The sequence below is a fragment of the Streptomyces sp. NPDC017890 genome (assembly GCF_044328675.1).
In the GTDB taxonomy this organism is placed as follows: Bacteria; Actinomycetota; Actinomycetes; order Streptomycetales; family Streptomycetaceae; genus Streptomyces.
In genome coordinates this window covers 114,827-130,183 of sequence record NZ_JBIRHU010000005.1, presented here as the reverse complement: position 1 = coordinate 130,183, position 15,357 = coordinate 114,827, and the positions used below count along the sequence as shown (strand labels likewise).

Annotated in this window: 10 protein-coding genes; 4 read left to right on the top strand and 6 right to left on the bottom strand. The window is 71.4% G+C overall.

Annotated features, from left to right (window positions below):
- Positions 1–80: 80 nt before the first annotated feature.
- The gene (locus ACH4F2_RS08585) at positions 81–1,586 is read left to right on the top strand and encodes a DUF1996 domain-containing protein (protein WP_398131949.1); all 1,506 of its coding nucleotides are present in this window, start codon (positions 81–83) and stop codon (positions 1,584–1,586) included.
- A gap of 72 nt (positions 1,587–1,658) precedes the next feature.
- On the opposite strand, the gene ACH4F2_RS08580 is transcribed toward ACH4F2_RS08585, so the two are convergent.
- Positions 1,659–2,087 (bottom strand): hypothetical protein, encoded by a 429-nt coding sequence (locus tag ACH4F2_RS08580; RefSeq protein ID WP_398131948.1) that lies wholly within the window; start codon positions 2,085–2,087, stop codon positions 1,659–1,661.
- 136 nt (positions 2,088–2,223) lie between these two features.
- Between ACH4F2_RS08580 and ACH4F2_RS08575 the strand changes: the two genes are divergently transcribed.
- The 3 genes from ACH4F2_RS08575 to ACH4F2_RS08565 are packed head-to-tail and all read left to right on the top strand — an operon-like array spanning position 2,224 to position 5,484.
- On the top strand, positions 2,224–2,733 hold the full coding sequence (locus ACH4F2_RS08575; RefSeq protein ID WP_398131947.1) for a tetratricopeptide repeat protein: 510 nt from the start codon (positions 2,224–2,226) through the stop codon (positions 2,731–2,733).
- 44 nt (positions 2,734–2,777) lie between these two features.
- Entirely contained in the window at positions 2,778–4,709 is a 1,932-nt protein-coding gene (locus ACH4F2_RS08570; protein ID WP_398131946.1) for a hypothetical protein, read from the top strand.
- Positions 4,710–4,767: 58 nt separating this feature from the next.
- The gene (locus ACH4F2_RS08565; RefSeq protein ID WP_398131945.1) at positions 4,768–5,484 is read left to right on the top strand and encodes a TetR/AcrR family transcriptional regulator; all 717 of its coding nucleotides are present in this window, start codon (positions 4,768–4,770) and stop codon (positions 5,482–5,484) included.
- Here the strand turns inward: ACH4F2_RS08565 and ACH4F2_RS08560 are convergent.
- From ACH4F2_RS08560 to ACH4F2_RS08540, 5 genes are all read right to left on the bottom strand, one after another.
- Positions 5,481–5,837 carry a 5-carboxymethyl-2-hydroxymuconate Delta-isomerase gene (locus tag ACH4F2_RS08560; protein WP_398131944.1) on the bottom strand — a complete coding sequence of 119 codons (357 nt, stop codon included), beginning with the start codon at positions 5,835–5,837 and terminating at the stop codon, positions 5,481–5,483. The genes ACH4F2_RS08565 and ACH4F2_RS08560 overlap by 4 nt on opposite strands.
- A gap of 56 nt (positions 5,838–5,893) precedes the next feature.
- Positions 5,894–11,311: a pullulanase-type alpha-1,6-glucosidase gene (gene pulA / locus ACH4F2_RS08555; protein ID WP_398131943.1), complete on the bottom strand. Its 5,418-nt coding sequence runs from the start codon at positions 11,309–11,311 to the stop codon at positions 5,894–5,896.
- A gap of 211 nt (positions 11,312–11,522) precedes the next feature.
- A complete protein-coding gene (locus tag ACH4F2_RS08550; protein WP_398131942.1) occupies positions 11,523–13,205 on the bottom strand; it encodes a glycoside hydrolase family 13 protein in 1,683 nt (560 codons plus the stop codon).
- Positions 13,206–13,330: 125 nt separating this feature from the next.
- A complete protein-coding gene (locus ACH4F2_RS08545; protein WP_398131941.1) occupies positions 13,331–14,242 on the bottom strand; it encodes a sugar ABC transporter permease in 912 nt (303 codons plus the stop codon).
- A 13-nt stretch (positions 14,243–14,255) separates the two neighbouring features.
- A complete protein-coding gene (locus ACH4F2_RS08540) occupies positions 14,256–15,260 on the bottom strand; it encodes a carbohydrate ABC transporter permease (protein WP_398131940.1) in 1,005 nt (334 codons plus the stop codon).
- Positions 15,261–15,357 lie beyond the last annotated feature (97 nt).

The window sequence follows — 15,357 nt, the reverse complement described above, 5'->3', positions numbered from 1 at the left end:
GGACGGGCTCCGTATGGAAGGGAGCCGCTTCACTCCTGTCGGGCGCCCTCGATGCCCCGCAAGGAAGTCAGAGGAGTTCCATGGGACGCAACACAAGAAAACGCCGTACGCCGCTGGCCACCAAGGTCGTAGCCGGGGCGGCGGCCCTGGCGGTCGGCGGGGGCGGGCTGGTCTGGGCGAACTTCCACGCCTCGGCGCACGAGGAGAATCCGGCACACAACCGGACGAGGTCCGCCGCCGCGCAGGTCGCGACGATCGACTGCCCCGACGTCGGCCAGCAGATCCGTGACGTGCCGGACCGGGCGCGCGGGGAGGTCGACGGCGAACTCGCCACGATGGACGGCCAGATCACCGACGCCTACAAGCGCCTCGCCACCACGCGCCGCGCCCAGGCCGGTGACTCGCGGTACGTGCAGAACGCCATCCTCGGCCCGCTGGGGGACCGCCGGAAGGCGGTCATCGACCGGATCCAGCTGCAGGTCGACCGGGCCGGCGGCAAGGCCGACGCCGACCTGGACGAACTGGCCCAGTGCCAGGGCCGGCCCGCGGAGCAGCCGCAGGACGGCGACGGCCAGGACGGCGACGGCCAGAATGACGGCCAGGACGGCGACGGTCAGGGCCAGGACGGCGGCCAGGACCCGGACGACAACGGCAACGGCGTCGCCGGCCCGGTGGCCGACGACTTCATCGACATCAACGACGTCCAGCCCGGCTCCCGCAACAGCCAGAACGGCCTGGCCGCGGACGGAGACGGCGGTTCCACGGGCACCTTCACCACGGACTGCGGTGTCAACGAGAACGACCTGTTCAACAGCGACAACCTGATCGCCGCCCCGGGCGTCGACAACGGCGCGCACCACGTGCACGACTACGTCGGCAACCAGGACAACGACGCCTTCTCCAGCGACGAGGACCTGGCGAACGCCGACACCTCGTGCCAGAACCAGGGCGACAGGTCCACCTACTACTGGCCGGTGCTGCGCCTCCAGGACGGTACGGAGGAGTTCGACGCGGACGACCTGGGCGGCGGCGCCGACGGCAACGTCGGCAAGATCCTGAAGCCGGCCCGGGCGGAGCTGAGGTTCGTCGGCAACCAGCAGGGCGACGTCGTCGCCATGCCGAAGTTCCTGCGCATCATCACCGGTGACGCCAAGTCCTTCACCAACGGCGACGCGAACGCCAACAGTTCGTGGAGCTGCACCGGCTTCGAGGACCGGCAGGTCACCGACAAGTACCCGATCTGCCCGGAGGGCAGCCAGGTGGTGCGCACGGCCAACTTCCAGAGCTGCTGGGACGGCCAGAACATCGACAGCGCCAACCACCGGGACCACGTGGCGTTCGTCCAGCAGGACGGCAGCTGCGCGAACGGCTTCCGGGCCATCCCTCAGCTCCAGGTCCGCCTGGTGTACGACATCCCCGCCCCGACCGTCGAGAACGGCTCGGTGCGCGACCCGTACGCCGTGGACAGCTTCCCGGAGCAGCTGCACAAGCCGATCACCGATCACAACGACTTCATCAACGTCATGGACGAGGACCTGATGAACGAGGTGGTCGACTGCATCAACAGCGGCGAGGACTGCCAGTAGCCGGCAGTCCCAGGACGGGTGAGGGGGCCGGTGGCGGCATGCGCCACCGGCCCCCTCGCCGTCCCGTACGGGTCAGCCGCCGTGCCCGCCATGCCCCGGCGAGTGGCCGCCGCCGTGGCGCGTGCCCTGCTCCAGGGTTCCGCCGAGCCGGCCGCGCAGGTCCGCCACGACGTCCTCGTGGCCGACGGCGACCCACTTGCGGCCGACGAGGTAGTGACCGCCGTAGTCCTTGGCCGTGTCGAGCCACTCGCGCTGCCCCCGGTCGGTGGCGAAGGTGGCGAGTACGTACTTCTCGTCGCCCTTCCCGCACAGGGCCTGGCGGATGGTGTCCTCGTCGGTCTGCATGTCCGGGGCGCACTTCGCCTCGGCGGCCAGGTGCTCCAGGCTGCCGGTCACCGTCCTCGGCACGGCCGCCGGGGCGTCCCCGCCGGATCCGCACCCCGTCAGCGCCAGTACCGCCACCGCTGCGACCGGCGCGAGCATCGGTCGGGTCAGCCTCATGTGTTCCTCCGGTCCGCTGTGACGACATGCCGCCCGGAGCCCCGGCGAGGGCTCTCTTCATCGGTACGGCCGCGGGGCGCGAAGTATTCAGCGATCCGGGTGCCCTTGCGGGCACACCCGTGCGAAAGTGGCAGCCGTGGACCAGGACTGGGAAGACCGTGTCACCGCAGCGTGGGCGGCGTTCGACGACTGCGCCGAAGACGAGGCCGCCGCCTTCCGCGCGGTGATCGACACGCTCGCCGACGAGTTGCCCGCCGACAGCCCCCTCGGCCTGTTCGAGCGGGCCTGCGCCTGGGACTCCACGGGCCACTCCGACCGGGCCGTGCCCCTGTACCGTGAGGCACTGGCGCGCGGACTGAGTCGGGTCAGCGGCTACAAAGGCCGCCGGGCGAAGATCCAGCTCTCCAGCTCCCTGCGGAACACCGGACACCCGGAGGAGGGCGTCAAGCTGCTGTCGCCCGAGCTGCTGGCCCCGTCGGACGAACTGGACGACGCCGTTCGCGCCACGCTCGCGCTCTGCCTGTCGAGCATGGGCCGCGACCGTGAGGGCCTGTCGCTGGTGCTCGGAGCGCTCGCGCCCCATCTGCCGCGTTATCAGCGCTCGATGGCCACCTACGCACGGCTGCTGGTGGAACCCGAGGACTGATCCGGGCACGGTGACCAACCACCGATTCGCTCGTTCTGCTGAACGTGCAGCCACAGGATGTCGCCCCGCGCCCCGCACCGTCCTCCACTTCCCCGGCCCACCCGGTCGTCGACGTCGAGCAGGCCGAGGCCGCGCTCGTCGAGCACTACCCGCGTCTGGTCCGGCTCGCCTACCTGGTGCTGCCGCCGGGCCTCGGCCGGAGCCGCCGCGTCCTGACCGCGCACGCCCTCACTCAGCGCGCGCTGCCCCGCAACCGGACGACGGCACCCGTGATCCCGGCCCAGTCGCCGGGCCGCGACACCGACCCCGGCTACGCCCTGGTCCGCCTCCGGGTCGTCCGTACGGCGCTGGAGGCGGGCCTCCCGCTCAGGCGGCGCGCGTGGCCCAAGCGGTCCCAGCTGCCGCCGCTGCTGCCCCAGGTGCGGGGACTCAAGCTCTTCCCGCGCTCCGGCGGCGCCGACGAACTCGCCCTGGACCAGCGGCTGTCGGCCCTCACCGCGCCGGGCCGGGCGGCGTACGTGCTGCGGGGGCTGGAGAAGCTCCCCGACGGCGACGTGCGGCAGCTGCTCGGCGCCGCCGGGGTCACCGACGCGGACGCCGCGCTGCGGGAGGCCGCCGAGCTGCCCGGCCGGTACGAACTGCTCGGCTCCGCCGAGTTCGACCCCTGCTCGCTGCAGGCCCGGCCGACCGACCTGATGCGCCGCCGGCAGCACACGAAGGCCGCGCTGGTCGCGGGTGCGGCCCTGGTGGTGTGCGGGGCGCTGCTGGGCCTGCCCGGCGACGGCTGGGGACCGGACGGCGCCGCCGCCCCGCCCTACGCCCACAACCCGGCGGCGCAGGCCGCCCTCGACCCCGGCAGACTCACGAAGGCCGCCCCCGCCGCGTGGGAGACCTCCGCGCGCACCGACTTCTCGGTGTGGCCGGCCCGCGGGGACCTCACCGGCGACAGGGAGCTGCTGCGCCGTGCCCTCGCCGTCTGGGCCCGGCCCGGCGCGAGCGTGAGGGTGTCGGCGACGCCGGGCACCCCGACCGGCGGCCCCGCCGGCCCGCCCCAGCTGCTGTACGCCGGGAACGTCGACAACGCGCGTGTGGTGATCCTGCACGACGGTCTGCGCGTCGTCAGGTACGCCGAGCCGAAGGACGGCACGGCCGGCGCCGCCCTGGACCTCGCGCGCACCGACGGGGCCGACCGGGCGCACGCCGGCGCGGTGGTCCTCGGCCGGGCCGACGGCAACGTCCGCTACCTGACGGCGCCCTGGGTGACGAAGGCGGCCGGGCGGGACCTCGCCGACCCGGACTCCGCCACGCGGGACCTGACGCTGACCCGGGGTGTGACCTCGCCGGTGGCCGGCCCCGTGCGGCAGGAGTCGGGGGCGTGCACGTCCTGGAACGTCCTGGAGCTGACCGACGGCCCGGACACCCGTGTGGTGACCGACCTCGGCGAGCTGGTCCCGGCCCGCCTCACCACCGGACGCCCCGGCTCGGCCGAGGACGCCTCCGGCGGCGAGGCGTTGCGCGCCTGGGCGCCGTACGCCTGCTCGCTGGGCGCGGTGCGCGGTCAGGGCGTGCGGTCGGTGAACGCCTGGCGGTTCGCGACGCAGCCGCTGCCCGACGCGGCCGGGTCGGGAGACTGGATGTGCACCCGGGCCGAGACCTGGCGTGGCCGCGGGGCGCGGGTGCTGGCCCAGTTCCGGACGCCGGGCGGGGCGCGGGGCGCGGTGGCGGCGAAGGCGCAGGACGTACCGGCGTGCGGCGCGCGCGACCCGCACGTGCTGGCCGGGGTGCTGTGGAAGTCGCAGGACGGGCACTGGTACCTGCTGGCCGCCGGCAGCGGTGACGCGGAGTCGGTCGGGGCGACGGGCGGCATCAGCGGCTCGGCCGACGGCAACCTGCTGACGGTGAGGACCGAGCAGGGCGCGCGGGCCGAGCTGACGGGAACCCTGGAGGACGGGCGGACGATCGGCGGTCTGCGGTAGGACACCGACGCCCGGTCCGGCCCGTTCGAAGGCCGGATTCGATCGGTAAGGTGTTCGTATGACTACCGGGGTGCGCCGCAGGATGGGCGTCGAGGAGCGACGGCAGCAGTTGATCGGCGTCGCGCTCGAGCTGTTCAGCCGCCGCTCGCCCGACGAGGTCTCCATCGACGAGATAGCGTCGGCCGCGGGCATCTCGCGCCCGCTGGTCTACCACTACTTCCCCGGCAAACTCAGCCTGTACGAGGCCGCGTTGAAGCGCGCCTCGGACGACCTGGCGGCCCGCTTCGTCGAGCCGGCCGAGGGCCCGCTGGGTGCGCGGCTGCTGCGGGTGATGGGCCGGTACTTCGACTTCGTCGACGAGCACGGACCCGGTTTCTCGGCGCTGATGCGCGGTGGTCCGGCCGTCGCCGCGGGCGGAGCCTGCTCGGTGAGCACGGCCTCCACGACCGACGCGCTCGTGGACTCCGTGCGGCAGGCCGCGTATGTCCAGATCCTTACGCACCTGGGCGTCACCGATCCGCCCGCACGGCTGGAACTGGTCGTCCGTTCCTGGATCTCGCTCGCCGAGTCGACGGCCCTGATCTGGCTGGACGGGCGCCGCATCCCCCGGGCCGAGCTGGAGGTCCAGCTCGTGCACGACTTCGCCGCGCTGGCCGCGGTGAGCGCCGCCCACGACGAGGAGATGCGCGCCCTGCTGCGCCGTGTCGTCGAGGACGAGCCGGCCGGCGGCCCCTTCGGCGGCCTGGCCGGCCGGCTCACCGCTCTCGCGGGTTAGCTCTCGAACTTCCGGTACGACGGGTCCAGGTCGCGTATCTCGGCGGAGGCGTGCAGGGCGAGGCCGTCGCCCGGCTTGACGTACTGGCGCAGCAGCTCCAGTACGGCCTCGGTGAGGCGCACCTTGGTCTCGTCGGTGCGGCCGGGGAGCAGCCCCAGGGTGACGTGCACGACGGCGTGCCCCTCGGTGTCGGGGCCGACCGTGGTGTCCTCACCGCGGCGGAACTGCGTCTTGCAGGCCGGCGGCTTGGCGGCCGCGATCTCTACGACGGCGGTGTGCAGGGCCCGCGCGAAGGCGGGCCGGTCGAAGTCGTCCGCGAGCTCGGCGGAGTAGTCGACGGTGATCTGCGGCATGAGCCCTCCCGTTTCAGGAAACAGCAGGGCTCACCCTAACCGCAGTGCTCCTGCCGTCAGCCGGCCCGCTGGAACACGGCGACCGTACGGCCGGGCACGGTGAACGTGCCGTTCTGCGCCACGTACGAGGACTCCTTCACGACGGAGTCGGCGCCCTCCGCCTGCACGGGGTGCAGCCGGTAGCCGGCCCCGGCCGCCGCCTCGACGCGCTGCTCCTGCCGCTCGGGGGTGGCGTTGAAGACGACCACGAGGTCACCGAGAAGCATCGTGATCACGCCGGGCGTCTCGTCCTTCCCGGAGAGCGGGAAGGAGAGCCGGGACTGCACCTGCCCCGCCGTGGCCAGGGAGAAGTCCTTCTCGCTCGTACGGATCTTCAGCAGGTCCTGGTACGCCGCCGAGGCGCCCGTGATCTGCGGGCAGCCGACCGCGACCGTGCTCAGCAGTGGTCCCGCGTAGGGCCACTTGTCCTTGTTGTCGGCGGCCGGGGGCAGTCCGCGGCCGAAGCCGTTGCCGTCGGCGCAGTTCCAGTGGATGGCGTTGTACCAGTCGCCGCTGTCGTAGGAGTTGCGGTCCAGCGACTTGGAGCGCAGCAGGTCGGTGCCCGCCTGGGAGAGCGCCGGCCCCTGCGAGAGGGCGGCGGTCGCCATGGCGAGGACCTGCATGCGGGCCCGGTCACCGGCGGGCGTGTCCTTCGGCAGCTTGAAGGCCAGCGCGTCGAAGAGGGACTCGTTGTCGTGCGCGTCGGCGTAGGCGAGGGCGTCGCCCGGGGCCTCGGCGTAGCCGGCGGGGGCGCCGTTGTAGTCGACCTCGGAGCCCTTGACCTCCTTGCCGTCGGTGTCCGTGAAGGTGTAGCCGGCGAGGTTGCCGCTCAGCCCGACCTTGACCAGGTCCTGGTAGTGCAGCAGGCGGGCCTTCTGCTCGGCCGGGGTGCCGTTGTCCGCGGCGGGGTTGGGGTCGGTGTACAGGCCCGACGCGAAGCCCTGGACGCCGGGGTCGGCGTCGAAGGGGCCGCCGCCGCGCACGGCGTCGCGGGCGCGGTCGGAGAAGGTCGCGATGCCGGTGCCGGCCATGTTCTTCTGGGTGGCCTGCGTGAAGCGGGCGTCGTCGGCGACCTCGCCGAAGTTCCAGCCCTCGCCGTACAGGATGATCTTCTTGCCGTCGACGCCGTCCTTCTCGGGGGTGAGGGCGTCGAGGGCCTTGCGGACCGCGAGGATGTTCTCCTTCGGGTGGTGGCCCATGAGGTCGAAGCGGAAGCCGTCGACCTTGTACTCCTTGGCCCAGGTGACGACCGAGTCGACGACCAGCTTGCCCATCATGGCGTTCTCGGTGGCGGTGCCCGCACAGCAGGTGCTGTTCGCCACCGACCCGTCGGCGAGGAGCCGCTGGTAGTAGCCGGGGACGACCCGGTCGAGGACGCTGGTCTTCGCCTGGCCGCTCGCCGCGGTGTGGTTGTAGACGACGTCCATGACGACCCGCAGGCCGTCCTCGTTGAGGGCCTTGACCATCTCGCGGAACTCGACCGTGCGGGCGGTGCCGTCCGGGTCGGTGGCGTAGGAGCCCTCGGGGACCGTGTAGTGATACGGGTCGTAGCCCCAGTTGTAGGCGTCCTTGCCGGCGGCCTTCGCCACGCACTCCTGCTGCTTGTCGGAGTCGGCCGGGAGCGCGGCGAGGTCGCAGTCGACGGTGGCCTGGTCGGACTTCTTCTCGGGGATGGTGGCGATGTCGAAGGCGGGCAGGAGGTGGACGTACGACGTGCCCGCCCCGGCCAGCTCGCGCAGGTGCTCGGAGCCGTCGCTCCTCTCGTCGGTGAAGGCGAGGTAGGTGCCCCGGTGGTCGGGGTCCGCCGTCCGGTCCGCGACGGAGAAGTCGCGGATGTGCAGCTCCTGGATCTGGGCGTCCCTGAGCGGTACCGCCTCGGGCTTCTCGTAGCGGTCCCAGCCGCGCGGGGCGAGGGAACGGTCGCCCAGGTCGACGACGAGGCTGCGCTCGGAGTCGGTGGTCAGGGCGAGCGAGTACGGGTCGGTGACCTTGTTGGTGACGACCTCGCCGGCGTCCGGCGCCCACACCTTCACGGCGTAGCGGTAGGCCTGGCCCTTCCAGGACTTCGGACCGGTGGCGGACCAGACACCGCTGTCGTCGTCGCGCCGCATCCGGACCGTGCGGTCACCGATCTCCAGGGACACGCTCTGCGCGGTCGGCGCCCACACGGACAGCGTGGGACGGCCGTGCCGGAAGGTCGGCCCGAGGCCGGCCCCGGTCGCCTCGGCGGCGTACAGGTCGTCCAGGACGCCGCCGGTCTGCACGCCCGTCGCCGCGAGCACGGCGCCGGTGGCGGCACGCTGGGAGGCGACGACCTGGCCGCGCAGCGCCTCGCGCACCCGGTCGCGGTCGCGCGGGTCGACGGACCAGGCGGCGTAGGCCTCGAGGTGCGGGAACTTCGCCTTCTGGGCGTCGGTGAGGGTGGTCCTGGTGAGGCGGAGCCAGGCGGTCTCGTCGTCGGCGGTCAGGGTGCCGTTCTCGGCCTTGACCGAGCCGTTGCGGGAGGCGAGCAGCTGGGTGGAGGCGGCGCCGTCGGAGCCGTTCCAGGCGACGGTGTTCCGGTCGATCCAGACCGCCTTGGAGGTGGTGAGGTCGACGGCCGCCGCCGAGCCGGCCGGCTGCGGCAGCAGGTACTTCTCCTCGCCGCTGAGCAGCCACACCTCGTGGCCGTCGGCCTTGAGGTCGAGGGCCTGGTCGGTGGGGAGGTCCTTCTCGTCGCCCTTGTGGACGATGTAGCTGAGACTGTCGGCACCCTCGGTGAGCGGTACCTCGAAGACCGCGCCATAGGAATCAGTCTTCACCGGCATCAGCGGCTTCGACCAGTCGGTGGGGTTCGCGGCGTCGCCCCAGACGTGCAGGCCCCAGCCGTCGTAGTTCCCGTCGGCGCGGTGGTAGTGCAGGACGGCCTTGGTGGTGTCCTGGGCGGGGTACTCGGGCCGCTCCGTGGTGACCTGCTCCTTGCCCTGCTCGATCCACACCTCGCCCGTCCGGGTGACGTCGATCGTGCGGTCGGCGGTGACGTCCTTGTTTCCGTCCTTGTCGATGACGAGGAAGTTCACGTTGCTCGCGCCGGGCTTGAGCTTGACGTGGGCGAAGGCGCCGTAGGCGTCGCGGCCGGTGAAGGGGTGGCTGTCGGGCCAGGTGGTCGCCTCGCCGTCGGCGAGGTCGCCCCAGGCGTACAGGCCCCAGTCGTCGTAGTTCCCGTCCTCGCGCTTGTAGTGGACGATCGCGTAATCGCGGGACGCGGCGGTGGGCGGCTGCTCGACGGGCGGGGTGCCGGTCGTGGAGGCGGCCGTGGCGCTCGCGGTGCGGCCCGCCGAGTCGACGACGACCGCCTTGTAGCGCAGGGCGGTGCCGGCCGGGGTGTCCTCGCCGATGGTGTGGGTGACCTTGTACGGGGCGTGGTCGGCGGAGCCGAGGGTGCGCCACTTGCCGTCGCCGGTCTGGGCGGCGAAGACGACGCGGTTCAGCTGTCCGCCGGTGACGCCGGCCGTCAGCTCGACGGTGCCCGTGGCGCCCGGCTCGGGGGCGGTGAGGGTGACCGTCGGCCCGGTCGTGGGCTCGGCGAGCGGGCCGGCGGCCTTGAGGACGATGGCCGACCCGGCCGGGACGGTGACCGTGACCTTGCTGTCGGCGCCCGACTTCACGTCGTCGTCGGTGCCGTACAGGCCGCGGAAGGTCATGCCGGCCGAGCCGGTCCGGAAGGTCGCGGTCTTCGCCTCGCCCGCGTTGTTGAAGGCGACGAGGTACTCGGTGCCGCTCTCGGCGTCGGTGCGGGAGAAGGCGTAGACGCCGGCGCCGTCGGCCGCGTAGCGCTCGGTCTGCACTCCGTCGGCGAGGGCGGGGTGGGCCTTGCGGAGCTTCGCGAGAGCACTGATCTGCTGGTAGAGCGGTGCTCGCGTGTCGTACGCGTCGTCGGCGTGGGTGCGGTCCGTGCCGAGCTGGTCGTCGTCCAGGTAGTCGGCGGTGCGGGAGGCGAACATGGTCTGGCGGGCGTCCTTGTCGCCGCCGGCGCCGGTGAAGCCCTGCTCGTCGCCGTAGTAGACGACGGGATTGCCCCGGTTGAGGAACATCAGCTCGTTGGCGAGCCGCGCCTTCTTCAGCAACTGGGCGTCGGTGGCCTCCGGGTCGTCCTGCTTGAGGAAGGTGCCGAAGCGGCCCATGTCGTGGTTGCCGAGGAAGGTGACCTGTTCGTAGGCGTTGGCCTTGTCGGTCGTGTACTTCCAGTCGTCACCGAAGACGGCCCCCAGCTTCTTCGCGCTGCCGCCCTGGGAGGCGTACGCGCGGGCGGCGTCCTGGAAGGGGAAGTCGAGAGTCGAGTCCAGGCGGCCCTGGGTGACGTACGGGGAGGTGACGGAGGTGTCGGCGGAGTAGACCTCGCCGAACATGAAGAAGTCGTCGCGTCCCTTCTTCGCCGCGTACGCGTCGAGCGCGGTCGCCCACTGGGTCCAGAACTCCATGTTGACGTGCTTCACGGTGTCGATGCGGAAGCCGTCGATGGCGAAGTCCTTCACCCACCGCTGGTAGATCTTCTCCATGCCGCTGACGACCTCGGGCCGTTCGGTCCACAGGTCGTCGAGGCCGGAGAAGTCGCCGTAGGTGGCGGACTCGCCGGCCCAGGTGGAGTCGCCGCGGTTGTGGTACATCCCGGGGTCGTTGAGCCACTTCGGGACCTTGAGGTCCTTCTTCGCGGCGGGGACGACCGGCGTGCGCGGGAAGGAACCCGCGTCCACCCCAGGGAACCGGTTGCCGCCGTCGGCGTGGTCGGCGTCGTCGAAGGGCTCGCCGTCCCGGGTCAGATAGGGGAAGGCGCCCTTGGAGAGGTAGTCGTAGGACTTCTCCTCGTAGTCGACGACATCGGCGGTGTGGTTGGTGATGACGTCGAAGAAGACCTTCATGCCCTTGGCGTGTGCCTTGGAGATGAGGTTCTTGAGGTCCTGGTTGGTGCCGAAGTGCGGGTCGACCTGGGTGAAGTCGGTGATCCAGTAGCCGTGGTAGCCGGCGGAGGCGTTCTCGCCGGTGCCCTGCACGGGCTGGTTCTTGAAGATGGGCGCCATCCAGATGGAGGTGGTGCCCAGGCCCTTGATGTAGTCGAGCCTCTCGGCCAGGCCCTTGAGGTCGCCGCCCTGGTAGAAGCCCTTGTCGGTGGGGTCGTAGCCGGTGGCGAGCCGGGTGCCGGTCAGGCCGCCCTTGTCGTTGCGGGTGTCACCGTTGGCGAAGCGGTCCGGCAGGACGAAGTAGAACTGCTCGCGGGTGAGGTCGTGGCGGGCGTCGGCCTTCGCCAGCTCGGCGTCGGACGGGGGCGCGGGCGGGGCGACGGCCCGCGCGGCGAGGGGCGGGAGGAGGGCTGCGGCGAGCGCGGTCACGGTGACGGCCGCGACCCGTCTCGCTCGTGCGGTGCGGCGCGCGACAGGCACCGGCCATCTCGGTATCACAGGCGTGAACTCCTTGCGACTACGGCTCGATCGGGTCCGACCCCGGCGAGACCGTAACGCCGACGCAAGGCTTGCAGCAAGACTTGCGAAAGTAACAGAAAGGAATTCCATGGCACTTGCCCCCGCGCCTTCCGGCCGGCCCGACGCGCAAGGCCCGCCGCTTCCCCGTGGGGAGGCGGTGGGCCTTGCGCGTCCTGGGCGTTGCCGGGGGTCAGGCCCGGGTCCACCACACCGTCGTGTCCGCCGGCACCTTCGCCTCGCCGGCCGTCTCGGTCACCTCGTCGCTGGCCAGCAGCACCCGGCCGTACGCGGGCATCGCGACCGACTCGCCGGTGGTGTTGGCCACGCACACGAACTCCCCGCGCCGGAAGGCGACGACGCCCTCGGGGGCACGCAGCCACTCCACGGCGTCGCCCGCGCCCAGGTCGGGGTCGCGGCGGCGCACCGCCAGCGCGGAGCGGTACAGCTCCAGGGTGGAGCCGGGCTCGCCGGTCTGCGCCTCGACGCTCAGCTCGCCCCAGGCCGTCGGCTGCGGCAGCCAGCTGCCGCCGTCGCCGAAGCCGTACGACGACCCCGTGCGCGTCCACGGGATCGGCACCCGGCAGCCGTCGCGGAAGCCGTCCTGCCCGGCGCCCCGGAAGTACGCCGGGTCCTGGCGCACCTCGTCGGGGAGGTCGACGACGTCCGGCAGGCCGAGTTCCTCACCCTGGTAGACGTAGGCCGAGCCGGGCAGCGCCAGCATGAGGAGGGTGGCCGCCCGTGCCCGGCGCAGGCCCGTCTCGCGGTCGCCGGCCAGGCGGATCTGGGTGCCGAGGCCCGCCGGGTTGGCGAAGCGGGTGGCGTGCCGGGTGACGTCGTGGTTGGAGAGGACCCAGGTGGCCGGGGCGCCGACCGGGCGCATGGCGTCCAGCGTGCGGTCGATGACCGTGCGCAGTTCCTCGGCGTCCCAGTGGGTGCCCAGGTACTGGAAGTTGAACGCCTGGTGCAGTTCGTCGGGGCGGACGTAGTTCGCGGTCCGCTCGACGGTCGGGGTCCACGCCTCGGCGACGAAGATGCGCTCGCCGCTGTACTCGTCGAGGATCAGCCGCCACTGGCGGTAGATGTCGTGGACGCCGTCCTGGTCGAAGAACGGCATGACATCGTTGCCCAGCAGCTTCAGCTGCTCGTGGTCTCCCAGGTCCGGCAGGCCCTCGGCCTTCACCATGCCGTGGGCGACGTCGATGCGGAAGCCGTCGACGCCCATGTCCAGCCAGAACCGCAGGATGGAGCGGAACTCGTCGCCGACGGCCGGGTGCTCCCAGTTGAAGTCGGGCTGCTCGGGGGCGAACAGGTGCAGGTACCACTCCCCCGGCGTGCCGTCGGGCTCGGTGACCCGGGTCCAGGCGGGGCCGCCGAAGATGGACTCCCAGTCGTTGGGCGGCAGTTCGCCGTTCTCGCCCTTGCCCGGGCGGAAGTGGTAGCGGTCGCGCAAGGGCGAGCCGGGACCCTCGGCGAGGGCGCGCTTGAACCACTCGTACTGGTCGGAGGAGTGGTTGGGGACCAGGTCGACGATGATGCGCAGGTCGAGCGCGTGGGCGTCGCGGATCAGCGCGTCGGCGTCCAGCAGGCTGCCGAACATGGGGTCGACGGCCCGGTAGTCGGCGACGTCGTAGCCGGCGTCGGCCTGCGGCGAGGCGTAGAAGGGGCTGAGCCACACGGCGTCCACGCCGAGGTCGCGCAGGTACGGCAGGCGGGTGCGCACACCCTCCAGGTCGCCCATGCCGTCGCCGTTGCTGTCGGCGAAGCTGCGCGGATACACCTGGTAGATGACGGCGTCCCGCCACCAGTCATGGCGCCCTGCGACGGTGGCGACGGCGGAGGTGGGGGCCGGTGCGGCGGAGTGCTGCTGGCTCATGACGTCCTTGTGATGTGACGGAGTTCCGGTCATGGAGACATGGGTACGGGAGGGGGAAGAGGCGGCCGGCCGCGGCGCTGCGGGGTCGGATGGGCACCGCGGCCGGACGTTTTCCCGGGCGGGCGTCAGCCCTTGGTCCCGCCGGCGGTCAGGCCGGTCACCAGGTTCTTCTGCACGAGGTAGAAGAACGCGGAGACGGGTATGGCGACGAGTACGGCGGTGGCGGCCATCAGATGGCGCTGCGCGTCGTGCTCGCTGACGAAGCTCTGCAGACCGACCGCGAAGGTGTACTTCGTGTCGCTCAGCATGAACGTCGAGGCGAAGGCGACCTCGCCGAAGGCGGTGATGAAGCTGTAGAAACCGGCGACCGCGAGGCCCGGCCGGGCGAGCGGCAGGATCAGCCGGAAGAAGGTGCCGAAGGGAGTCAGCCCGTCGACGCGCCCGGCCTCGTCGATCTCGAACGGGATCGTGTCGAAGTAGCCCTTGAGCAGCCACGCGCAGTACGGCACCGCGGTCGAGCAGTAGACGAGGATCAGACCGAGGTAGCTGTCGACGAGCTGGAGCTCGGACAGGATCTGGTACATCGGCACGATCAGTACGGCGATGGGGAACATCTGGGTGACCAGCAGCACCCACATCAGCTTCTTGTAGCCGGGGAAGCGCATCCGCGAGACCGCGTAGCCGGTGGTGGCGGCGACCATCACGCCGATGACCGTGGTGCCCAGCGAGACGATCAGCGAGCTCTTCAGCCAGTCGAAGAACTGCGTGTGCTGGAGCACGTACGCGTAGTTGTCGAAGGTCATCTTCGACCAGATGCGCTCGGGGTGCAGGTAGTCGTTCTTGTCCGGGCCCAGCGACAGGTAGACCAGCCAGGCGACCGGGAAGAGCGCGATGAGGCTCGCGACGGTCAGGATGCCGTGGGAGGCGAGGGACGCGGCCCGGCTGCGTTCGCCGCGGCCACGCCCCGGGCGCGGCGGCCGAAGGGACGCGGTGACCTGCTCCGCCGGAGCCTTGGTGTGCGCTGTGGTGGTACTCATGGCGGCTCCTGCCTCAGTTCGCGAGCTGCTGCTCATTGCGGTTCAGCCAGCGGCGGTAGAAGGAGGTGAAGACGATCAGGATGGCCAGCAGCAGGATGCCGTAGGCCGCGGACTGCGCGAAGTCACGTGGTTGCTGCCCGAAGCCGAGCTGGTACGCCCAGGTGACGAGGATCTGGGCCTCGGGGGCGGTGTTGCCGAACAGCAGGAAGATCACGGCGAACTGGTTGAAGGTCCAGATGACACCGAGCAGGACGACGGTGGAGCTGACGGACCTCAGGCCGGGCAGGGTGACGTAGCGGAACCGCTGCCAGGCGTTCGCGCCGTCCATCTCGGCGGCCTCGTACAGGCTGTTGTCGATGGACTGCAGGCCGCCGAGGAGGGAGACCATCATGAACGGCACACCGCACCAGGTGTTGACCATGATCGCGGCGAAGCGCTGCCAGAAGGTGTCCTCGAGCCACGCGGGCGTCGGCAGGTGCAGCCAGTCCAGGGCCGAGTTGATGATGCCCTGGTCGGCGAGCATGAAGCGCCAGCCGAAGACGGTGACGAAGGTGGGCACGGCCCACGGCAGGACCAGGATCAGCCGGTAGAAGGTGCGGCCGCGCAGCTTCTGGTTGAGCAGCAGGGCGAGACCGAGGCCGATGAAGAAGTGCAGGCCGACACAGACCGCCGTCCACACGATGGTCCAGATGAAGTGCGACCAGAAACGGTCGTAGGCGGTCGGGCCCCACAGGATGTCGGCGTAGTTGTCCAGGCCGACGAACTTGTAGGTGGCCTCGATCTCGTTGACGCCGATCGTGCGCCCCGTGTTGAGGCTGTTGGCGTCGGTGAGGGTGAGGTAGAGGCCGTACCCGAGCGGGTACAGCACGAGGACGCCGATCACGACGGCCACCGGCGCGATCATGGCGTAGGCGTACCAGTGCTTCTGGTAGCCGTCTTTCAGACGCCGGCCAAGGCCGGGCCGCGGGGTGCGGTCACCGCGGCGCTTGCCGGTCGCGCGGTCGATGGCGACTGTCATGGTTCGACACCTTCGGGAGCATCGGGACGAGCGGGACGATCAAGGAGTACGGCGCCGGGGGCTGCGGCGCGCAGGCCGGTGGCCGCCGGATCCCCTC